19 protein-coding genes are annotated in these 23,679 nt (G+C 30.7%); 7 read left to right on the top strand and 12 right to left on the bottom strand.

The features are described from left to right. The first annotated feature begins 479 nt into the window (after window positions 1-479). The 4 genes from OPU68_RS17420 to OPU68_RS17405 are packed head-to-tail and all read left to right on the top strand — an operon-like array spanning window position 480 to window position 6,623. A complete protein-coding gene (locus tag OPU68_RS17420) occupies window positions 480-2,315 on the top strand; it encodes a DUF262 domain-containing protein (RefSeq protein WP_271248048.1) in 1,836 nt (611 codons plus the stop codon). Then, a complete protein-coding gene (locus tag OPU68_RS17415; RefSeq protein WP_271248049.1) occupies window positions 2,305-4,545 on the top strand; it encodes a DUF262 domain-containing protein in 2,241 nt (746 codons plus the stop codon). The genes OPU68_RS17420 and OPU68_RS17415 overlap by 11 nt, the downstream gene beginning before the upstream one ends. Window positions 4,546-4,551: 6 nt before the next feature. Next, window positions 4,552-5,337, top strand: coding sequence for an FRG domain-containing protein (locus OPU68_RS17410; protein WP_271248050.1), 786 nt, complete (start codon window positions 4,552-4,554; stop codon window positions 5,335-5,337). Between the two features lie 29 nt (window positions 5,338-5,366). Next, entirely contained in the window at window positions 5,367-6,623 is a 1,257-nt protein-coding gene (locus tag OPU68_RS17405; protein ID WP_271248051.1) for an FRG domain-containing protein, read from the top strand. Window positions 6,624-6,766: 143 nt separating this feature from the next. Here OPU68_RS17405 and OPU68_RS17400 read toward each other — a convergent pair whose 3' ends face one another. The 6 genes from OPU68_RS17400 to OPU68_RS17375 form a co-directional block, all read right to left on the bottom strand. Then, window positions 6,767-7,168 (bottom strand): hypothetical protein, encoded by a 402-nt coding sequence (locus tag OPU68_RS17400; RefSeq protein ID WP_271248052.1) that lies wholly within the window; start codon window positions 7,166-7,168, stop codon window positions 6,767-6,769. Between the two features lie 4 nt (window positions 7,169-7,172). Further along, complete coding sequence (locus OPU68_RS17395) at window positions 7,173-8,306, bottom strand: hypothetical protein (protein WP_040997798.1); 1,134 nt, start codon at window positions 8,304-8,306, stop codon at window positions 7,173-7,175. Between the two features lie 153 nt (window positions 8,307-8,459). Continuing rightward, on the bottom strand, window positions 8,460-8,621 hold the full coding sequence (locus OPU68_RS17390) for a hypothetical protein (RefSeq protein WP_185096089.1): 162 nt from the start codon (window positions 8,619-8,621) through the stop codon (window positions 8,460-8,462). Window positions 8,622-8,694: 73 nt separating this feature from the next. Next, window positions 8,695-10,287, bottom strand: a complete 1,593-nt coding sequence (locus tag OPU68_RS17385; RefSeq protein WP_498475195.1) for a hypothetical protein — start codon at window positions 10,285-10,287, stop codon at window positions 8,695-8,697. Next, window positions 10,287-10,931 (bottom strand): hypothetical protein, encoded by a 645-nt coding sequence (locus tag OPU68_RS17380; RefSeq protein WP_271248054.1) that lies wholly within the window; start codon window positions 10,929-10,931, stop codon window positions 10,287-10,289. Before OPU68_RS17380 ends, OPU68_RS17385 begins: the two co-directional genes overlap by 1 nt. Window positions 10,932-11,018: 87 nt before the next feature. After that, window positions 11,019-11,552 (bottom strand): hypothetical protein, encoded by a 534-nt coding sequence (locus tag OPU68_RS17375; protein WP_040997803.1) that lies wholly within the window; start codon window positions 11,550-11,552, stop codon window positions 11,019-11,021. 179 nt (window positions 11,553-11,731) lie between these two features. Here OPU68_RS17375 and OPU68_RS17370 point away from each other — a divergent pair, with 179 nt between their 5' ends. From OPU68_RS17370 to OPU68_RS17360, 3 genes are all read left to right on the top strand, one after another. Continuing rightward, window positions 11,732-12,136, top strand: coding sequence for a helix-turn-helix domain-containing protein (locus tag OPU68_RS17370; protein ID WP_040997805.1), 405 nt, complete (start codon window positions 11,732-11,734; stop codon window positions 12,134-12,136). Between the two features lie 266 nt (window positions 12,137-12,402). Next, window positions 12,403-16,404: an AAA domain-containing protein gene (locus tag OPU68_RS17365; protein WP_271248055.1), complete on the top strand. Its 4,002-nt coding sequence runs from the start codon at window positions 12,403-12,405 to the stop codon at window positions 16,402-16,404. After that, window positions 16,401-18,425 (top strand): hypothetical protein, encoded by a 2,025-nt coding sequence (locus tag OPU68_RS17360; protein WP_040997809.1) that lies wholly within the window; start codon window positions 16,401-16,403, stop codon window positions 18,423-18,425. Before OPU68_RS17365 ends, OPU68_RS17360 begins: the two co-directional genes overlap by 4 nt. A gap of 142 nt (window positions 18,426-18,567) precedes the next feature. Here OPU68_RS17360 and OPU68_RS17355 read toward each other — a convergent pair whose 3' ends face one another. The 6 genes from OPU68_RS17355 to OPU68_RS17330 all read right to left on the bottom strand — a co-directional run bounded on the left by OPU68_RS17355 (window position 18,568) and on the right by OPU68_RS17330 (window position 23,646). Beyond that, on the bottom strand, window positions 18,568-19,182 hold the full coding sequence (locus OPU68_RS17355; protein ID WP_040997811.1) for a hypothetical protein: 615 nt from the start codon (window positions 19,180-19,182) through the stop codon (window positions 18,568-18,570). Between the two features lie 21 nt (window positions 19,183-19,203). Beyond that, window positions 19,204-20,352 (bottom strand): relaxase/mobilization nuclease domain-containing protein, encoded by a 1,149-nt coding sequence (locus OPU68_RS17350; RefSeq protein WP_271248057.1) that lies wholly within the window; start codon window positions 20,350-20,352, stop codon window positions 19,204-19,206. Beyond that, a complete protein-coding gene (locus OPU68_RS17345; RefSeq protein ID WP_271248058.1) occupies window positions 20,345-20,794 on the bottom strand; it encodes a plasmid mobilization protein in 450 nt (149 codons plus the stop codon). Before OPU68_RS17345 ends, OPU68_RS17350 begins: the two co-directional genes overlap by 8 nt. Window positions 20,795-20,942: 148 nt before the next feature. Continuing rightward, a complete protein-coding gene (locus OPU68_RS17340; RefSeq protein ID WP_271248059.1) occupies window positions 20,943-21,821 on the bottom strand; it encodes a DUF8464 domain-containing protein in 879 nt (292 codons plus the stop codon). A gap of 221 nt (window positions 21,822-22,042) precedes the next feature. Continuing rightward, complete coding sequence (locus tag OPU68_RS17335) at window positions 22,043-23,272, bottom strand: primase-helicase family protein (RefSeq protein WP_040997815.1); 1,230 nt, start codon at window positions 23,270-23,272, stop codon at window positions 22,043-22,045. Beyond that, window positions 23,269-23,646, bottom strand: coding sequence for a helix-turn-helix domain-containing protein (locus OPU68_RS17330; RefSeq protein ID WP_089027428.1), 378 nt, complete (start codon window positions 23,644-23,646; stop codon window positions 23,269-23,271). Before OPU68_RS17330 ends, OPU68_RS17335 begins: the two co-directional genes overlap by 4 nt. Between the last annotated feature and the right edge of the window lie 33 nt (window positions 23,647-23,679).

The raw sequence follows: 23,679 nt of genomic DNA, 5'->3' as shown, positions 1-23,679 counted from the left end.
AGGCATTAAATCCATATTTTCTCTCTCCGCAAAAAACCCTACGAACAATCATTTCTAGGTGCTAATATAGGTGCCAATTGGATAAACCCTTCTTATATATTTTTTCTATATTTCTAACAAGACTCCTATTGATGTTATATCCTGTTCAAACCTACTATGCAAAATGGATTGTGGCTATTTCAAGTATAATCTAACCTTTGCAATAACATTTTAAAAAAATAACTTACTAGGTATAAATACGTAATTGAGATTGTAATTTTTTGTGTAGTATTGTAAATATAGAAAGAGAAATAACAAATTCTAATAGTCAATTTGAAATATTTCGAAATGATGTCGATAATCTATTGAAACATAGGATTTACCTGAAAAAATTCGACTGATAGAAATTCAAAATATATTGCCAATTTTGGATGTTAAAATTCAACATTGTAGTCATATTATACTATATTCTCAAATTTCCAAAATAAATAATTAAAACTATGCAAGAAAACCAAATTAGGACATTAAGTATAACAGAACTTTTGGGAAATAACTTCTACATCCCGGAATATCAAAGAGGTTACAGATGGACTAAAAATAATGTTCTACAATTACTCAATGATATTTGGGAATATAGACAAGAACCCAATAATAGAAATACATTCTATTGTTTACAACCTGTAGTGGTAAGAGAAAGAGAACCTGACTGGCAAGATATTGACGGAAATAATGTAAAAGGTTATGAGCTAATTGATGGACAACAACGCTTAACGACGCTTCATCGAATTGTTACATATTTGACATTAGAATATCTTCAAAACAATTTAAAATCAGAGGGATATCCCAATGATTTATATTCTATTTATTACAAAACTAGACTTGAATCCAAAGCTTTTTTGGAAACTAATGATACTAACAATACTAAGCCCGATTTATACTATATGAGCGAGGCTTATAAGTGCATTAAAGAATGGTTTGAAGATGGAAAAAAAGGTAATTTAAGAGAACTTAAAAACAAAATGCTTGAAATAATTTTACCGAGCATTTTAATTAATAATGAAGGGGAAAAACAACTTCCTGAATGGAGTGTACAAGTAATTTGGTATGAAATTAAAGATAAAGAACAAAAGAGCGAAGATTTGTTCACACGTTTAAATCGTGGTAAAATACCTTTGACAAGTGCCGAGTTGATTAAAGCAAAATTTGTAAATTCTGACAGCTTCAAAGGAATGTCGGAAGACGATAAAATTAAACGCAGAACACAGTTAGTACAGATTTGGGATGAAATCGAGAACCAGCTTAATAATCAAAAATTTTGGGCTTTTGTATCAAACGAAAAATTAGATAGATATAGTAATAAAATTGAATATTTGTTTGATGTCGTTTCTAAGAAAATTCCAAATGAAAAAGATCCATTATTTAGTTATATTCATTTTTTCGATGAAAAAGAGACTGCTAATTCACTTTGGCAAAAGTGGGTAGATGTGGAACAAATATACCGTTCTTTAGTCTATTGGTATTCGAACAAAAATCTTTATCACAAAATCGGTTATCTGATAACCACAGGAACAGCAATTGGTAGTCTGATACAGATTAAAAAAGATAATACCAAAGAAGATTTTGAAACAAAAATAGATCAACTAATTGCAAATAGCATTGATGATGATTGGGAAGATTTAAGTTACAGCAAAAGAAGCGATCACAGTAAAATCACCAACGTTTTACTTTTAGCTAATATAGAACTAACCAGAGGTAATAAAAATAATAATGAGTTTTTTCCCTTTGAAATTTATAAAAACATTACAAAAAGTCTGGAGCATATTCACGCACAAAATATTGATGGAATTAACGAAAATAAAAAGGAGGAATGGTTTAATTGGCTTCGCTCTCATTCCAACATATTATTGAATGTTGCAACTGATATAGAAAAAGCAAAGAAAATCATCGCAGAGGTTGATTTAATAGATGAGAAAACTTATCGATATGAGGACTTTAAAACATTAAGTGAACGAATTTTAAAACTTATTCCATCTGACGACACAAATGAAAATGAATATTTACATAAAATTCAAAATATGGCATTGATTGGACTCACAGAAAATATTTCATTAAGTAATTCTGTGTTTGAAGTAAAACGAAGAAAAATAATTGATTTGGATAGAAGAGGCGAATTTATTCCTTTGGCTACAAAACGTATTTTTTTAAAGTACTATTCTTCAGAAAATGGTCAACATTATTGTGTCTGGACAAAAGACGAACGAGAATCTTACTCAGATGAAATTCGACGTTGTATAGAACTATATAAACCTGTTAATATCGAAGAAAATGAGAAATAATTTTTTAGAAATATTGAATAATAAGGTAGAAATACCAATAATTCAACGAGATTATGCACAAGGTAGAACAGATAACAAAACTAATAAAATCAGAAAGGATTTTTTAGATGTTTTATTTGACTTTGTTTCTAAAAAGCAAGCAAATCCTGAGGCCGAAATTGAACTTGATTTTATTTATGGATTCAATGAGGTTGATTCTAACAACCAGATTACATTTGTCCCAATTGACGGTCAGCAAAGATTAACAACCCTCTGGTTATTGTATTGGTTCGTATCAGTGAAAGAAATTATTTCAAATAGTGAAGTAATTTTTCTTTCAAATTTTCTTTATGAAACTAGACATAGCACTACTCAATTTTACAAAAATTTAATTCAATTCAGACCTAACTTTTCACACGAAGACGTTAGTAAAGAAATTGCAAATCAATCTTGGTATTTTGAAACTTGGGACTATGACCCTAGCATACAGGCAATGCTTGTTGTTTTAAAAGATATAGAGTTAAGATACAAATCTTTAAATACAGACTCTATATGGGGCATAATAAAAGATTGTCCTTTCTACTTTTATAAGTTGGATATGGACAAAGTCGGATTAACTGACGATTTGTACATTAAAATGAATTCTCGTGGAAAACCTTTAACTGAGTTCGAATATTTTAAGGCAGGATTCGCAGAAACAATTTCAGAATTAAAACAAAGAAAACGTTTCGAAGAAGCAATTGATGGGGTTTGGACAGATACCATCTGGAATATTATTTTTGAGCTAGGTATATTAACAGAAGATCAAGACATTGCTTTAACTGTTGATAATTCGTTTCTAAACCTCTTCAACTTCATTACTTCGATAATTTCTATCAAAAAAGACTTGAGAGATTCAAACGATTTTCGCTATGCAAATACGATTGATTCTGCTGAGTTATTAAAAGAAATTTACAGTGACGTAGAGAATCAGAACTTTTTGTTTGATACTTTAGACTGCATTTGCAAACAAGAAAAAGAAAATCCGTCATTTTGGAGTGATTTATTCTATGTAGACGAGCCCAAATTTGAATTAGGTAAAACAAGATTATTTTTTCAACACAAAGAAACAAATCTCCTAAAACGTTGTTTGCTACATTTTTCTGATTCACGAGGTTTCTCTTTTCCTGAACAAATATTGTTATTAGCTTGTCTAACTCACCTTAAAAGACCAAGCAACATATTTAATGACCAAATCAGGACTTTGAGAAATTTAGTTGTCAATTCTGAAAATGAACTACGTGAATCTAATTTAGGAAATAGTTTTGAGGAAACTGAGCAATTTATCACAAATGGAGATTGTGAGATTTTGAAGACCTTTAAAACTGACCAAATTGAAGAGGAAAAATCTAAAAAAGATTACATTGCTCAACATTCTAGTAATAAGGAAATTCTTCAGCGACTTGAGGATAGTGATATTTTGCGAGGAAGTATCTCTCTGATTCCTTTAGTTGAGGACTTTAAAAATAGAGCAGAGAAGTTTTTGTCATTATTTGATGAGAGTAGTATTCTTTCAGACTTCAACACAAAAAGCAATCTTCTTTTAAGTTTCGGGGACTATTCACAAAGAGATGGTACGTTGGCTAATTTAATGTCGAATAAAAATCGTGTTATCAGAAACTTTCTTACAACACCAGGATACAACAAATCTCATTTCTACGAAAAAACACAAAAAGTAGTGTTGCAGTGTTTAGATTTTTTCATTAATAATCAATTGGGCTCAAACCAACAAAAAATTGAGAAAGATCTTACTGATTATTCTAATAAGCCAAAAGATTGGAAATATTATTTTATAAAATATCCCTCATTTAGAGATAATTGTAACCAAGGATATTATTCCTTCAAGGAAGTAGGTGATTATTGCATTTTCAAAATGAAAGAAAGACAATTCAATGGCTGGCATTGGGATCCTTTTTTGCAGGAAATTGCTAAGAATACGAAAGTGAAAAATTTGAGCATAGATAATTTAGGTGGAAAACTTGTTTTTTCCCAGAATCGCAAAAAGATATTAATATCCTCGGTTCCAAAAGGTTTTCTATTTGAAAATGGAATGAGTAATCGGAACGTAAACACATTATTAGATGAAATGAAGAAGAACGGAATAATTGATGGTGAAGGATTTTATTTTGTTTCTCAAACCGAAGACTTAATCGACTTACAAGACAGAATAGAATTACTCCACAAAATATTAATCCAAATTGGAAAAAAATAATAAATAATGAACGAAAATAAAATTGAAACAATTGCTGAATTTGAAAATGTTATTTCTGAAATAAAGTTAGGAAGATTACCTTTCATTGGTGAAAACTATCAAGAACTCTATCGTGGACAATCTAAAGAATCATATGAATTAAAATCGGGGATTTCCCGTTATGCAAGTTCACCCGATGATATTGGACAATTAGAAAAAGAAACTATAAAAGATTTTCAAGACCTAATAAATGAATCAACCAATCCAAAAAAGTTTATCCAATTATCTACGCAAGAAGATTTTGAAAATGACTGGCGCTGGCTAGAACAAATGCAACATTACAGATTTCCGACAAGATTACTTGATTGGACATTAGAACCCAAAATAGCTTTATTTTTTGCAGTAGAGAGAAATTTTGAAGCTGATGGACAATTTTGGATTTTTAAAAGTCCTTTAAACTGGTCTTGTGACGACCATTTTGAGATCAATCCATATTCAGAAGAATTGGATATTATTTCTAATAGCAGTTTCTATGTTGAAGATGATTATTTGGATAAAATTGCTGAACAACGTAGAGGATTTCAATCTGGAAAGTTTACAGTTCAGGATTGTAATAAATCTATGATAGCTCTGGAAAATCAAAATGAGATTAAAGATAAATTTATCAAATATGTAATTCCTGCGAATTCAAAAAAAACATTTTTAGATTACGTAGCAAAATGCAATATCACGGAAAAGACAGTATATGTAAAATATGATGATGAAATCGAAAATCTGGTTTCGAAAATCAAAACTAAATACAATTTCAAATAGAATAACAACTTTACCATAAACTATATAAAATGAGAGAAATATCTAACCTTGATTTAAAACTTCAGCTAACCAATGAATATTTAAGGACTGGTGGTGTGGAGAAGATATTCGATAGTAACTTATTACAAGATTTAATCAATATTAAATTTGATAAAAATGGTAAAGCAGACCCGAATACAGTTACTCCTAGAGCAAATGCATTTATGTTAGCAATTCTTGGCTCGCATTCACTACCGCCATTATTACACGAAGAATATATTTCAGAGTATAAAAGTCACATACAAAAAAGCTTGTTTTTCGATCAAATAAAAATTGAGATAGAAGAACAAATTGACGAACTATTTGAAAAATATAAAGGTGAGCAGAACTTTTTATTTAGAGGACAACGTGAAGCAAAATGGCGTCTATATAGTTCTTTGCAACGTTTTTGGGTATGGGATAAATTCAAAAAAGAACAAAAAGAATATGAAGATTTTTTAAAAAATATTGTTGCAAAAGGCAAAACGGAGTTTTCTAAAGAAATCAATGAGATACTAAATCAAATTCATATTGACTCACTAAATGAATTAGCTATTCTTGGTTTCTTACAACATCATAATTGTCCAACTCCTTTGTTAGATTGGACATATGATTTTAATAATGCACTGTTTTTTGGGATTGACGGAATTCAACAAAGTGATAGTGTTGTGGAAATTGATAATTATTTCAGTGTTTATTTTATTGAAGAACACCATTTCGGACAAGGAGGAATGAGACAGATAATGGATGAAAGTTTAAATGCTATCGGTGAAGAATATATATTGAATTTGATAAAAATGATTGCGAGTACTCCGGAAATAGAGAGGGAAATGATAGAGAAATTTCAAAGTCGTAGTTTTTTTGATAAAGAAAAATTGACCGGTTCAGGATTGATTTCAAAAATGACTGAAATTGATACATTAATAAATTTTCCAGTAACTTATTTTAGTGACAAAGACATTTCCAATGGAATCGCATTTTCTTTATATAACAGTCAAAATATCATAAAACAAGATGGGGTTTTTACTTGGAATAATTCATTTGATAAACCATTAGAAGTTATTGGTCAGGAACAATACAATGAAGAAAAAGAAAACAGTGATCAGAATGATTATAGATTTTCAGAGTGTTATAACATTAGTAAAAGTTTGGAACCATATATAAGAAAAAAACTTGAAAATTTAGGAATTACAAGTGAAATGATATATCCAGATAAAAATTTTGATGCAAACTCAATCTATTTAGAAGCAAAAAAAGAATTCTTATGATGCACATAAAACAGGATGAAAGTGATTTTTGGATTAACGAAACCTTATAAAACGAATGTTTCTCCTAGAATAATTTACTTATGACTTAACTGTATTGTTCGAAAATTGCGTAAATTGCTTTCTTAAAAATTGTGTAAGAGGTGTTATTTTTTATGAGTCCAACCTCGTGCAACTGCCAAATTTTTAATTTTCTTAGCTTTCTTCTTGACTTGTGTAGAACTTTCAACACTAGAATAGTCAATAACGGAGTGACCATCAAATGGATCATTGTCTTCATATGCAACTAAATCCCCTACAGATGTGATCTCCTCACAACTAACCGATAATACACCGGCTGACTCAAAGCTTTCAGTAAAATGAATATATGATTCTTCAGCAGTATATTTCTCTCCATTATATACAGAAAGTTTATTATCGTCCTTAGCTGATGGTGTAAAAGAAAGTGATGCAATAACTTGTTCATTTAAAAATGCTTGTGAAGATATTGAGTCATTCTGAACCCAGCTCGGATGAATTTGTCGATGTAATAAAGTTTCGTTATTCATAAATTTAAAGTTCAGAAATTATTGAATTAAGAGTTGACCATTCCTCGTCAATTTTTAAATCAATAATCTTTTCGTAGTCATTTTCATCCGAATTCATATCAAAGTAAAAGATCTTACCTGTCAAGTCTTCTAAATTAACTTCAAAAGAAACTTCAACATTTTCATTTTTCCATTCTAGGACAATATCACCTTGTATTGTTGGAAATATAGCAGGCAAGATTAAATCTGAATCAAAATAATTTTCAAATAAATTTTCGAATAAATTTACTTGTTCTTTATTAAGAGATTTACCATCAATCCCATCATACCACCGATCATTCAACTTTATAAGTTCGTTTAAACGAACAGAAACATCAAATGGATCTAAAATATCCATTGATTCAATTTCTTCTATATGGATTAGTTTATTTTGTTCGTTAAAAATTCCAGTTGCGTTAATAGAAACTAATGTTTTCTTTTCATATTCGTTAAATGCACTAATAATTGTTTCTGCAAAATCTGAAATAATAGAATGTTCGAATATTTGCCCATCAATTTCAATATTAAAAGTTTGATTCTTTTTATCTACGGACGAAATTAGTATATTTTCCTGAATATTTTCAGAATATTCAAGTTTCTCTTCCCTAGATAAAAGAATCTTTCTTCTTGTATTTCTAGTAAATTTTACATTTCGCTCAGAGCCTGCAACATTTAAAAAATCTATAGTTTCGCCTTCTTCTAAATTTTTACCAATACGATTAAAATAATTAAGATACTTACTATCAATATCAACTGATCTTCCTGAATTTGCAGATTCTACTACATCAAAAACTTTATCTCTAGCATCTTCAAAATAATTAAAATATTCTGTATTTGGAACTGGTATTGTTGGTGTCGTTATACTTGTCACAACAGCAATTAAGAATTTTGGTATTGTGCTACCTTCCTCCAAATCTGACAATTTTAAATATACATTGTCTGTGAATCCCTTAGGAACTCTCTTTCTTTGGGGATTCTGTTCGAGATAGATTTTTTTAGCTAACTCAAATATTAATTCTTCAAACGCAGAAAAATCCTCCAATATGCTTACAGGCAAAGTATGATCATCAAAACGATGACCTGTTAGTCTAGGAGCAAAAAATTCTTTATCTGTAGACATAATATATTCAGTAAGCAATATTAACTCTTTACAATGATTTAAACCTATAACTTTAACAATTTTATTACTTAACTACTGTTTTTATTACACGTTACAGCATTTTTTTGAAATTTATAGACTTTACGCATTTGACTAAACTAAAATCCGTGTAAACTAATCAACAACAAAATATTTTCGAATAACGCTCTCTGTAAGAAAATAGAGAAATTCCATAATCAATTCCGCTTCCTCCTTGGTGACAATCATACCTTCGCTTCTAAAATGCTCAAGCACCTCATCTATAGGTATTTTTTTTATTTCTTTTAATTGAGACATATATTAAGATGTTTAAGTTTTAATCCAAAATTCTGTGATTATACATTATATCAATAAATCCGAAAATTAACTTTCAACGAATTTTTGATAATATTTCTTGTAAATTTTTTGTTAGTTTTCCTACAATCATACTCATTTGAGCCACTTCTTCTTTTGTCAAATTAATACTGTGGTGATGTAAAACCATATGATAATCTAAATACGGAAAAAACTTAGTCCAGAATTCTTCAAATAGGTAATTGTATTTTCGTAATTCAGGATTTGCAAACTCACATAGTCGCCATAAACTGTAATTGGATAAATAATTCGGCATATAGTAAAGCTTTGCATAAATATATGTTCTGCAAAATGAAAGAAAAAACAATGTAAAAAAGTATGGTAGACCCTGATAATTTTCTTTCTCATCTTCAGCTAGTGCAAGGAATTGTTCAGAAAATTTCGTGGTGGCTTTAAAGTAATAGTCAAGATCTGCATAGGTCGAAGTATGTGGATATTCCCAATGCGGCTCTGGATGAAAAGGATGAGATTGGTAAATTTTATTTTTGCTTTGAATAGCATCTACAAAGAAGCTTTGATAAAAATACAGATTCTTCTGGATCCAATATCGGTCGTGACTGATCAAAACAAAATCAGACTGATCACCAGTGTGACTTTTAATTGATTGTGTTATGGATTTCAATTTATCATTACCTGTATTAAGACCAAGCAACAGTAAATAATAGGTTGTATTACTACCGTAGACAGCTTTGTGGAAGACATAGATTTCTTCGACCTCGGTGGACTTTACAATTACTTCCACAGCCATATCTAGAACCTCATCTTTATTGTTTGCGTCTGCTGTTTCATTAATACCTTCCTTTTCAGAATAACCTATTTTTATCATTTGCTTTAGCTGATGCAATCGTTTTTCAATCATTCCGGAAAGACTATCCTCTGCAATACGGAACGCTTCGAACATTTCACTTTTAAAAAATAGATCATCTTTTGACGCTTCTCTCGCTTTTCCGATTAAATGAATAAGGTAATATTCGCTTCGGCTTTGCGAAACGAAATGGCTTTGTATCTCGGGAATATGTTTTGAAAGGCTTCTTATCCTTTCGTTCAGATTTTCCGAATTGGAATTATTTCCAGTATATAATTCTTCCAAGTACCCCAGATCATACTTAAAAACATTTTCATAAGCTAATAAGGCACTTACTGATGATTCATCTGTGACAAATCCTCTAACCTGTGTTAATAAAAGATCGTGATCATGAAACAGCGATTCTTTATAGTCCTCAAACTTATTACTGAATTTTTTCCAATCCCTTTTACTAACCAATGGTTTTCCATAATCAGCATTTTGATAAATAATTGCTGATGGTCTACAATACAATTCAACGAAAGGATCTCCGAGAGAGAATTTATGGTGGATTTGTGAAGAATAAAACACACAGACTTTGACTTTGTATTCTTTGAAAACTTTATCTACCCACTTTTTTCGCATTAACTCATCAACATCCTTTTTGTGTTCCACAACAATTATGAGATGAGCAGAGCCTGAATCTTCAGTCTGATTGAAGAATATCTGAATAATAAGATAATGTTGTCTGAAAAGTTGATTGATTGAACTATCTATAAATTCGTGACCAATCTGTGTAAATTGAAATTGATTTGAATTTTTCATTATAATGATTTTTTGATATTGTGATTTTCATCATTAAAATAAAAGTAAACAGATTCTAAGAATAATCGCATCACTGCAAACCACGCCATCAGATCGATGTGTTCTTTCAACTCTCGATCATTTTCAAGATGAAGGATATCTTCGTTTGCGAAATTCTTGCTTCCTATTTTTTGCTGAAAAGCCGTATAGTATTCAGCACCTACTATAGAAACTATGCTATATAGCAAATATTCTAAAAGATCATCTAACGCAATAGAACTTATTATATATTCAATTGCTGATACAGCAATATTCTCTTCTGGTATGTCGCTTAGTGGAATCATTCTTCCTTCATTATCTAAAAGTTCTGAGCTGAAGGCGATCAATGCCAGCAGGCAGGACATTATTGCTGCTGTCTTGGTGTCAAGCCTGCTTGCATTCAGGACTTCAATGTTTCCATAGAGCAGATCTTTGAGATCATAATTCTGTATGAAATCTTCATAATGGTCTAAAAGTCTGTCAATCTCAGGATTTTCTAATTTTTGAATTAGTTTGAATATCCCGTCTATCAATTCTTCTCTCTGTCGTTTCTCCAAAAGCATTGGAAAAGTAATTTTCGTTTGATCAATATTTGTGATCAAACGGCTTTCAGTTTTCTTTTTCATATCAATTTTTTAGTTACATAAAGTTGGGAAAGCACGAAAGCCTATTCAAGTTTGAAAGCGTATAAATTATTCTAAAGAGATCATATCTTACTTTTTGATCTTTTCAATCCCACGTTCACGAATAATTTGTGCGGCATCCAACATTTTGTTTAGGTGGATAAAAAGAGTGATGATATTCGCTTCCGGTTCATCTGAATATGCTCCTAAAGAGAAATAAACAATTTGTGTGTTGAAATACTCAAACTCCTTTAATGTAAATTCTTTAAAAGCTTTCTGGAAAACAAGAAATGGATTGTCATACTCGTCATTGGAAAGTGAGCCCTGTAATAATCTGGATGTATATTCCGGAGGATCATTCAATTTCCATTTTTTTGTTTTGAATTGTAATAGATAACTTGCTCTAATAAATGAGCGCATACATAGGTAGTAGTGAAAGACGAGCGAAGGATCATCCTTCATCAGAACTTCACATTTCGTAGAATAATTTATGATGTCAAACAATCTATCTTTTACGGCAGACAGGTAATCCATTTCAAAGAATGCATCAATTAGCGATAAACAAGTATGTTTTCTGTAGCTGTCCCAAAACTCAGCTTCAAAATCTATTTTCTTCTTTTTCATAATAATTAAGTTTTTATTTTAATACGAATTACAACTATCAAGGGTGCATAATCAATACTGCAACTGCATATTATATCTAAGAAAATGGATATTTTACAGGATAATTTTTTAACTTTACAATTCAGACGATTTAATAGAAATGGTTTTATCTTTAAGCCTTTAAAAATTTGATAACCGCTATGGAACAGAAAGTACATCAGGGAAGAAATGTAAAACGCTTTAGAGAGATGCTAGGGATAAAGCAGGAGGCTTTAGCTTTTGACTTGGGTGATGATTGGAACCAAAAGAAAATTTCTTTGCTTGAACAAAAGGAAGAAATAGATGAGAATTTGCTCAAAGCAATATCTCAGGCTTTGAAGATTCCTGTTGAAGCTTTCCAAAATTTTGATGAAGAGCAGGCAATCAATATTATTTCAAATACATTTGATAATTGTCAACAACCAGCATCTGTATTTTATAATTCTACGGTAAATCAAATCGACCAATTTGTGAAGCTTCACGAAGAAAAAATTGCTTTATACGAAAGGATGTTGAAAGAAAAAGATGAAATGATGGATAGGCTTGAAAAGCTTATTAACAAATAAAATATAAGTAATTCGGGATAATTACTTTTTCATTTTCATAAGAAAGGCTCAACTACAAGTTGAGCCTTTCTTATGACTAATTATTTTGCTTCGACAATTTCAATTTTGTAATGATAACAAATTACGGTAATCCATAATTTTAGCAGGATTACATTTATTATTTTTGCTAAATGCACCATTAAGTGAACTAAATTCATTGTATATATAAAAAAGAATTTTAAATTTATAATTCAATAAAAACTTACTATTAACCATAATAAACATTGATGAATCATTTAAATGAAATTCAAAATATTTCGACGAATCCAATAGAGATATTCTTAAAAGTTAATGACGATTTTTACACAAAATTTGAGAGTAACAAAGACAATAATTTAAAATCTGCTGAACTACAAAGAATTTTTGAAGTACAACGTAAAAGTTATTATCAAAAATACAGTCCTAATGACAGAGGAAGCCGGCATAGAATTCTTATTCCCTTCTCAGATATCCGTGCTTTAGAGTTAATTGTATTTTTAGGAAGAGCTAAAATAGATGCATTTACCGATAAATTTTATTACAAAGTACAAAAGATTAAGGAAATTTCATTCTACAATTCTCCTAAAAAAGATACCGTCGAAAAAAAATCGCGATTCAAGCTAATAAAGTTTTCAGAAAATGACGGCTCGCAAGAGAAAGATTTTCAAGAACTGTATAAGGTGGTGGAAAATACAAATATTCCGGTTGCTGATGTCAATAAAGAAAAAGATATTTCTATATGGAAAAATTATGTTTCTGCACTCAAACAGTTGGTGAAGGAGAAGGAACAGATTTGGAAGGTCACTGATGTAAGCAAAGCTTATTATATAAACAAACAAAACTCTGACGATAGAGAAAGTCTTATTGACATATTTATTGACGAAAAAGAATTATTACGAAATCTTGAAAAGAATTTTAAGATTTTGTTTAATAAGTCTGATATTCAAGAATATTCTTTTGAAGAAAGTCGTGTCTTTGTAGAATTTAGCAAATTCACAATTCTTGATGAAGAAATGCTTGTGCGTTTAAAAACATTGGCTCATGAAATTTTTTACGATCTAAAAGATGATATTCCTAAACACACTATTTCAGGTACTTTTGATTTTACATATGGTGATTTTGAGAACAAAGAGAAAATATTTGAGGAATTATCCTCTAAATTCAAAGAGGATTATAAATTAGATTTAAACTTTTTAGAAGAGGGCATAGTCACTTTGGATAATAATGAAGAAAAACATTTTCAAAAATTTGTAAATGACAATTACAGTAAAATTCTATCCCTAGATCTTGATAAAACAATATCTTTAAAAATCGGATTTGACGATGACAGTCAAAAAGATGTTAGGCTACAGGAAATTAGAAATAAGCTTTCTAATGATGGTTACGACCGCGCTTCTATTGAAATATTAGAAAAAGAAAATCAATTGAAGGTAACTGTAAGTACTTTTCTTGGAAAAGAATATTTTGCAAATCTGGGATTTACCTTTGAAAAAAATATTTCACGCTTCACAACAAACCAAACAATTAATACCATTGATTTTCCAGGATTAGATAAAGTAGGCAATGAATATCACTTTGAAAACGCAACCAAATATGATATAGATACACTTAATGATATTGCTAAAAAAAAATATTCAAATTTAGTTTTTAAGCGTAATCCATCTATATTCATATTCACTTACCCAAAAGAAAAAAACTTTTCATTACTACGAGATTTTAAGACATTCACTGATATCGCTGGAATTTCCAGCTTCAATATAAATTCATCTGTACTTACACTTACAGTAAATGATAAATATGAATACGAAGACCAACTAAAGCGTATTCAAAATACTGCAGATTTTGCGATTGTAGAAAAGAAAGCTTACGAAAAAAAATGGAAAATAAATTTCTTAAGTGATAGTGAGGAAAGTAGAGAATTGATTCTTAATAAAATTCAAAACGAACTTAGGCAAAGATTACCAGACGGTATAGTATTTCAAACATTTAAGAAGAATTCATCTTTAATGTTTTCAAAAAACTTTGATTCAGAACAACAAAGAGATAGTATTCTCAATATTCTTAAAGAAAAAGGTGAAGAATATGTTGATATTATTGATCTAAATATCGATAGTAAACTAGGCACTACAACTTATGATTTTATAAAAAATGAAACTCTTGAGCTCGAAAGTCAAAAAGAGCTACTTAAAGAGGTTCGTTTTCAAACATTTATTTTCCTATCACCTGATGAGAAGAAGCAACTTGATTTAAGCATTCAAAATTATGGATTGGATGCCCGTTATAATGGTGGTTTACAAATTGGAACACTTGTTAAAAAAGAAAAAAATAAGCTAACGTTTAAACTGACCGATGCATTTGATGTTAAATTGAATGCAAAAATTGAAGAGCGACTCGAATTATCAGAAATTAAAGAAGGATTTGTCAAACCTATATTTCCTGGAGAATTAATTAATATTGAGCGGATGCTAAGGGCAATGAAAAAAGTTACGAATCCCGGAGGGAGAAATGGCTTCCCTGTGAATATGAATTTATCCAGCTTTCTTTTTGATCCACATGAGGTAAGAAGTTCTGCTGATGAATTGGAATCAGTAAAAACAACGATATTAAAAAATCTTAACGAGCCCTTACTGAGAAACCAAACTAAGCAAGTTGAAGCAGTTGCAAAAACACTTCTTGCCAAAGATATGTCCATTATACAGGGGCCACCTGGAACTGGGAAAACTACAGTAATCGCAGAAATTATTTGGCAAACCTTAACTGAGAACCCTAAAGCAAAGATTTTAATAACTTCTCAAACTAATTTAGCAGTAGATAATGCTTTGGAAAGATTAAAGGGAAAAAAATTAGTACGACCAATCCGAATTGGTAAAAATGAAAAGTTTGAAAACGAAGGACGGGTTTATTCTTATGACAGAATATATGAATGGCAATCCGCAAAAGCGAAATCAGAAAGTGAAAAATATACAGCAGATAATGCTGTTAATAACTGGATTGATAACGTGATAGATTCATGTAGTACAGATCCTAAATTTTCAAAAGCGTTAGACAAATGGAAAATAGCACTTGGTGATAAAGATTCTTTTATTAAAAAAACTTTTACTGAAAATTATCAGAAAAATATTAATGTGTTTGCAGCAACTTGCAGTGAATGCGGTAGCAATCGTTTTACTGACGTTTATAAAACAGCTTTCGCAGGAAACACTGATGATTCTCCCGAACCTGAGTTTGATTTGGTGATCATGGATGAGGCTAGTAAAGCAACACCTCCTGAGCTGGTATTGCCATTAACATTTGGTAAAAAAGTAGTGATTATAGGTGACCACAAACAGCTTCCACCAATGTTGGATGAAAGGGAATTTAATGAAGCTCTTGAAAATATTGGAGCGAAGAAATTAATTGAAGACTGGACTACGAAGGATTATGCAACTTCTCAATTTGAAAAACTGTTTAGAAATGCACCCAAAACTATTGTAACTAGTTTAGACACACAATTTAGAATGCACGAACAGATCATGAATTGTATTTCTCAATTCTATGAAGATCAAGAAGAATTAGAAAATGGACTACTTTGCGGTATTAAAAATGATATGGATCTTCCTGATTTTAATAATAAAGCAAGTAGATGGCACGGATTATCCATTGAGCCTTTAATTTCCCCTAATAATCACGCAATTTGGGTTAATGTGGACTCAGAAGAAAAAAAAGTAGGAACCTCTTTTGAAAATCAAGGAGAAGTTGAAGCCATAAAAATTATTTTAAAAGCATTAAAACAATCCTTTGGTTTTTCTAAGTATCTGGAGAATTGCAAAAAGGATGAGCATAAAGAAATTGGAATAATCACATACTACATGCCCCAAATGCAGGCAATCAAAAATTCGATATATAGTGATTTAACTAAGGATCAACTAAGAAACTTTGAACATTTTAAAGATCAGAATGAATTTCAACTGCCTTTCAGAATAAATACGGTAGATAGATTTCAGGGAATGGAGAGAAATATAGTAATTATTTCCACTGTTAGAAGTGATAGGCAAATAGTAACAGATCAAAATAAAACAAGAATAATTAAAAATCATTCTTTAGGTTTTGCTAAGGAGCTCCAACGTATAAACGTAGGTTTTTCACGTGCAAAACGTTTACTTATTGTTATTGGAAATCAAAAACATTTCTCACAAAAGAAAGAATATGAGCTGGCAATTTCCAAGATGCACAAATTAGATATTTCTCAATTTCGAAATATAATACAATGAATAGAATAAGATTATCAAAATTTGCTTTAGAAGAAAATTATCCAATTTCTGATCTTATTCTTTTTTTAAACGAAAATGGATTTAAAAAAAGGGAAGATTCCAATGAATTAATTTCTGAAAATGAAATACAATTTGTGAAGAATAATTTTAATTCTTATCTAAATCAAAATAGTGAAAATTACGAAGATTATAAAAATAAGTTTCTAAATAAGCTTACGACAAAAAGCGATGTAAACACCCCTGTACAATTAAAAATCATTGAAGCAGCTAATAGAGAAAAGCTTTTGGTCGAAAGAATAATTGGGTTTACCGATTTTGACTGGGAATTTCTTATTGCCAAATATAATGGTGAGGTGTCACAACCTGTTCCATTTAGTATTTTTGATGAAATCATTTGCGATTTATTACTAGTAGAAAATTTATCAAAAAGAAAAATTGGGGAGATATTAGGACTGAATGTTGCTGATGATCCAGCAGAAAGAGCAATTGTTGAAAAATCATTAAAATCCCTTAAGGACGAGGATATAATAGAAGGAACAACGGATGGCTATCAGCTAACAGATATTGGAAAAGAATATGCAAAGAATGGAATCAAATATTCTTATTTTAATCGTAATTTCACTATTTATTTCGATACAACTGGTAGAAATCAAGAACACGCTAAAAGTGAATTAAGAAAATTAAAGAGTGAAAAGTCACAACTCCCAGTAAAAGCTGTCCCTATTTCATTAGAGCAAATACGAGAGTTTGCAGTATTTCAGGCCCCTGAAGTACATTTCCCGGAAAATAATTATATTCTGCAGTCGACTACTCTAATTAACGCAGAAAAATACATAGCTAAATTATGGGTTATTTTTCTTGATAATTTTAAAGAAAATAAGAGTCGCGTTTTGGTTTATGATGAAAGTCAAAATAAAATTATCGAACAGTTATCTAAGGATCTTAACAATAGAGACGATTTAAAAAAACATCTTCTCGAAAAGCTTGTACAAAATACTGATGAGTTATCTATTACTGAAGAGGTAAAGTCTTCAGAACAAATTCACGAAGAAAATGAATTAATTGAGAAGCAAAATCTTTTAGATGTTGCGCAAAAAGCTGAAAACACAGTAGAGATTCAGAAACTTCAAAGAGAATTTAAAACACAAAAAAGAAGTTTTAATTCCACGGAGTTCGAATTAGAATTAAAAGAAATATTTGAAGAATTCAATGATGAATTATGGTTCATCAGTCCTTGGCTGAGATATCACGCGATTAAATATCGTTATAATTATTTTGAACAGCAACTTCGTCAAGGGGCAAAAATTTTTATTGTTTATTCTCTACCAGAAAAGGAGAATGATATTATGGCTGACGAGAGAGCGAAAAAAATGCTGGATGAGCTTGAGAGTAAATATAGAAATTTTTATATTCATCAGTTACCAAAATTTCATTATAAAAATGTGTGGATAAGAAATAAAAACACCCCAAATATTCTTTACACTGGCAGCTTTAATATTTTATCATTTTATGTAGACAAGAATAGTAAAAATGTAAGACAGGAACAGATGATTAAGATAGATTGGAATGATGAAACAGAAACGATGTATTTTAACTTTATTGAAGAATTTGGAAAGAAATACATTATGAAAGAAGGTCAAAGTTTCAACAACCTCATTGAAAATGTTCCATCCACTGTTGATGTAGAATTTCTGTCAAAAATCAAAACTATCGACAATATAAAACTTAATACGTTTAGAAATATTGGATTTCTAAATTTTGATCGAACTTTAGAACAACTTGAAAAAAGTAAAAGCATAGCATTGAAGCAATTGGGTAGAGATGTATTTCTAAAAGATTTGATGGATGTACAAAATCAAGTTGAGAATTTATTCAACAAAAAAGTGAATAGGATAACCAAAAAGAAATTACTTGATAGTTTTGATAAATTAATACAAGATTATTATTTCTTTAAAGACGATTTTTCGGAGGATCTTAATGAACTTTACAAAAAGATTGGAAAGCTTCAAACTTCAAATTAACAATCTGAAATTGATTTTATACAATATAGTTAAATCAACTAAAATGAATGATTTTTTGTCAGTCATTTTAGTTGATTATACATACCAAATCGCCTTAAAATTTACTTAAATGACCATATTCATTATGAATCTGATTGAGAAATTATTTTCTATCTTCCTTATTAGCTTCATATCCATCCTTAAACCTTAAAAAATATTCCGCTATTTTAGGATTATTCTTGATCCACAATTGCATTAATTGAGTGTTTTCTCTCAATATTCTGATCTCATTCTCTTCGTAGATTTTTTTCCCTTCATCAGCAATTTCATTTAAAATATCTTGGCGTAATTCACTTTTGGCTTTGATGCTTTCTCTGTACCAATTGGTTGAGAAGTTGATTGAGGTGATGAACACTAAAACCGCAAAGACAAAAACTCCAATTCCGCTCAAAATAAATATCTTCTTCCATTTTATATCCTTTCCAAAACCTTCCAAATCATTTTTTGTTTCTTTTGAAAGAACTGTTTCTACTTGAGTAGGAATATTGGCAAGGAATTCAGTTCTCTTGGCTTCCTCTAATTTTGAAAATCTAACCGCATCATCATAGATCGAATGTATCTCTTGCAAACTCATTTGTATCTCGTTCAGCAGATTCGTATGGTCTTCGATGGCAGACTGAAGTTTGATATTTTGTTCAATATTTTCCATATTTGATTTGATCACATTTTCTAATAGTTCCATTCCGTTTCTTTTAGATTCTTGATTTTCATTTTCCATATTTATTTTTTTAATTATTAATTATCTTCTTAGTTTTCGCTTCTTTTTCCAGAGTTCATCTTCGTCTTGAGAAACGTAGGTCGGATTAAGAAAGTCACTTAGTAACCCACCTGCAATTTCTATTAGGCTTTCATTTGTTTCTGATTTCAGATGATTACTTGCATCATTTATAACACTATTTTGATTCAATGATTTTACCGCATCATCAAGACCAGAATCTATTGCCGAAAGAGAGAATCCGACATTTTTCCGAAAAAAGAATCCGTTTTTCTCCTGGCTACTAGCAATTCTATTTATCCATAAATCTTGAATTTCATTTTTTTGACCGGCTTTAAATTCTCCTTTGTATTGGATCTTCACAGAAAATCCCTTTTGTTTTAGATTTTCCCTAAACTCTTTTAAGTTGTCAGCGTTTTGTTGTGCTTCCCTGACCACTCTTTTCATTTCAAATACAGATTTTATTTCAGAAATTTTCAATTGATTTGAAATTTCAGACAATTTGTATCCCGCTTTATAAACCCTTTCAGTTTGATGATTTTTGTCCTTTTCCATCACGATCCGCATTCCCGAAATTCCATCCTTGACATTTGAAGACAATTGAATTTCAAAACCTCTTTTCTTCATTGCTACAATCAGATCATCAAAATTATTTTCTGACCTAATAGCATCGGTTAAACTTTTCAGCATTTCTTGTTTTTTTTGAATCCCAATTTCAACATCGGTCAATAATCCTTTCTCTTTACAGACCTCTCGAACAGCTTCACCAAATCTCTTTCCGATATCGTGTGCTTTCACAGTGCATTTTCCCGAAATATCAATTCTGTTTACTATAAAATGAATATGCTTATGTTTCGTACTGTTGTGAATATCCAATCGGTACTGATTTGTGTTTGTCACTCCAATTTTTCCTAAAGCTCTGGTAGCGATTTCTGCGAATTCTTCATCCTTCAATTTCCTGCCAATCTCGTCCGGTTGAGAAATGTAGCCTGTCAATGCCCATTTCTTCACTTTAGGATTTCGGTCGGCTACGGTTTTCATTTCTAAATACTGACCTTCCGGATTTGAACTTAAAAGAAAATTTGACGAAATCATTTCGGCTGTTCCTTTGTCATTGCCATTATATTCCAAAGCGATCTTTGTAATGGTTCTTGTGGTTGCAGAATTATTCATTTTTCTGAGTATTTGAATATAAATATTGATGAATAAATTCGATCAGATTTTCAATTTTTACTAGAATTTCCTTCTTATTTTCAAAAACGCTCCACTCCCGATTTCGTAAAAGATTGCTTATCTTTTTGAAATGATTTCCATATTGGAGTAATACTTCATCTGTTTGAAATTCATTAATTTTAAGTTCTTTCTCGAACAAAACATTTCGGATATAACTTGACAATTTTAGCGGATATTTTTTTTGTTTTTGAATTAGAATTTCATATTCAGAATTGGTCATTCTTATCGAAATAACTTTGTCGAGTTTTTTATTTTGTTTGGTTTTTAAACCGCCTTTCCGACCTAATTCCTGAAAATATTTTTTTCTCTTTTCCCGAGCAATCTTTTCTGCATTTTCTTTGGCAGCTTGCTGTACGAATTCCTGTAAAAAGTCTTTTCCCATTGTGTTTTATTTAAGTGTGTTTCAAAACATTTCTGACGATAGGAAGAAATCAAAAATCCCAATTTTACAATCAGCGGATACGCTTATTGTAAACTTTGGGTACTTTTTGCACTAACATACCACCATATTTTACCTGTGTTTATTTTACTCACCTTCGCCTTTGTTTCACTTGTCTCCCAGGAGATGGGTTTTTATGAATTATCCACTCATTTAAGTCTTTAAAATCTGAATATAAAATCCTACAATCTTTCACGATTTGATGTTCATTTCTAATAATCTCAACCGCACGATTTCCGGCTTGGTCATTGTCAAAATAAAGCTCAATACTATCATAACTTTCGAGTGATTTTTTAATGTTTGAAATCATCGAAACGGAATTCAAAATGAGATAATCGGCAGGTTCTTTTTCTAAAAAATTCTCTACATTCTTAAATGAAAGAAAATCGAAAAACCCTTCGAAAACCCGCAGCGATTCTGATCCGTCTTTTATAGTAGAAATGTCTTTTTTACCCAAACAAATTTTAGAATATTTATTACGGATTTCGTAACCGCCAGAATCGTTCTGAAAACCAATTCCGAAATAGTTTTTATCATTCATTCGGTAATGAATTTCGTGTAAGAACTGAGTTTGATTTCCAACTTTTCTTTCTCTTAAATATTCCAAAAGTGCAGGATGCTGGATTCCATTAACGTCAAGTATCTCATAATTTTTACTCGGGTTTTTGAACTTCTGATCAGGAATATTTTGATTTAGAAAAGAAGAAAAGTTCTGATTTTCTGCCCAAATTAAAACTCCATTTACTGAAGTATTGAGATATTTCTTCATAAAGTCCGTATTGTTTCCACCGATTCCTTCTGAAAATAAGTACCACTTGTTTAGGCTTTTATTGATTTTAAAAGAGGCTTGGAATTCGTTGGCAAAGGGGTTAAGATACCAAGCTTCTTTTTCATTTTGTTTCGTTGGAAGGTGTCCGAGAGAAAGGAGGACTTCTTCCAACCGGATTGTATTTAATTGTTTGCAATTCATAGCTGTAAATTTTCCGTGTTTTGAGTGAGATATTTTTTGTTGAATTGTTAAGAAAACCTTGTAATGTATTGATTAAGTAATATTTAAATGCTCAACAAATGCTCAACAATTCAACAAACTAGAGTTTTTACGCTCAACAAACATTCAACAAAAAGTTGGGTTTAAATATTTGTTGAGGATTTTGTTGAGTTTAAAGTGTTTGATTTTCTATTCATTATCAATCAATTCAACATTTCAACACGTTTATTAAGAATAAAATCCTTTTTTATGGTGAAATAGCGACCGACTGAATTGTTTTGGTAAAATATTCCTGCAAAATCAAGGTCGTATCTGATGTAGGTCAAACCATTATTTTGCGGATTCAATTTCCAAGTTTCCTTTAAAAGATTTCGGATATCATTTCTTGTCCAGTAAGTTGGGCGAAACATCCTATTCATCATATTCAGCAAGTCTTGCGGAACGACATTAATCTCTTCATCATTGTTGCTTTCAAAAAACTCGTACAGCAATTCAATGATTTTGGATTCTAACTTATTGTTGTTCTTAAAAACTAATTTCTGAAGTGCTTTTGTTCTGATCTCATCGGCGGAAAACCACATTCTTGTTTTCTTTTCCGTTGAAAATGGTCTTTCGATTAAATACCGAAGAAAATGGGGGATTTCGGAAATGAGGTTATTCAAAAACTCAGTGTTTTCCGTTTTGATCGGATTGATTTTCAGAATCCAAAATCGAATTTCATTCTCATCGATTTGAATAAAATTCTCTTCATTATTGGAACAAAGAATAAACTTAGCGAAAAAATCGATTTCTTCTCTGTCTTTTCCTTTAGCTTCCAACTTATCTTTATTGGTCGTAGATAGATATTTGAGTCTTTCTGTAATTTCTTTTTTATCAAAGAAAACTTCATCGATTGCCACCAACAACATTGCTGCCCAATCGCTATTGAATTGACTTCCGAATGAATCTCCTTTGATGTAAGTCATATTTAAGCCGAAAATCTCTCTCAGCCACTTGATAAAAGTTGATTTTCCGGTAGCACGTTCTTTAGATACCAAACATAAAATCGGCAGAATTTGCGTTGGAAATTGTAAGAGAATTTTTAAATAATCCAAACCCATTTCCAGTTGTTCACCGAAAATGTGCGCTACAAAATTTAAGGAAAATAGAATTTTAGATTTCAAATCTTCCGTTTCAGATGAAGGATGAAATGGGATTTCATTGTAAATATTATAGAAACCCTGAACAATTTGTTGATAATTTAAATGCTCCGGAATGCAACAGAAACCATCAAATTTTGGCACATTTGACACATATGATTTCCCGTGATCGCTCACGATTGTTTCTCGATTCCATCTTACCAAAACTGAAGTTTTATCGCCCGAAATTAATGGCTTTTCTATCACTTTATAATAGGTGGTTCCAACTCGGATGTAGGGGATTTTTTGGCTCATCTTTGTAGATTTTGGTTAGAATCTACATTTGCCTTTCTCGAATTTTTTCTAAAATTGGCTTCCGCTTCAGATTGGATTTCCTGTAATGTTTTCTTCTTTCCTTTAGAAATCCAATCCAATAATTCATCTTCAAAAAAGTACAGTTTCTTGCCATTTTTATAACAAGGAATCAATCTTTTCCGCACTAGAGTATAAACAGTAGGTTTAGCCTTTCCTATAATTTGGCAAGCTTCTACAATATCAATCGGAATTCTTTTTACGGGAATTATCGGAGGTTCTTTCCTTTCTACCAGAAATTTAATTTCGGCTATTTCGCTAACCAAATGTGCGACTGCTCGTGGCAGATTTTCAAATGAAATGTCATTGCTATCCATAACTATTGTTTTTGATTGTTATGGTGCAAAGAA

Source organism: Chryseobacterium sp. TB1-D10, from assembly GCF_059803555.1.
Note: the sequence above shows the minus strand (reverse complement) of the source record. Positions and strands in the feature narration are given on the sequence as shown.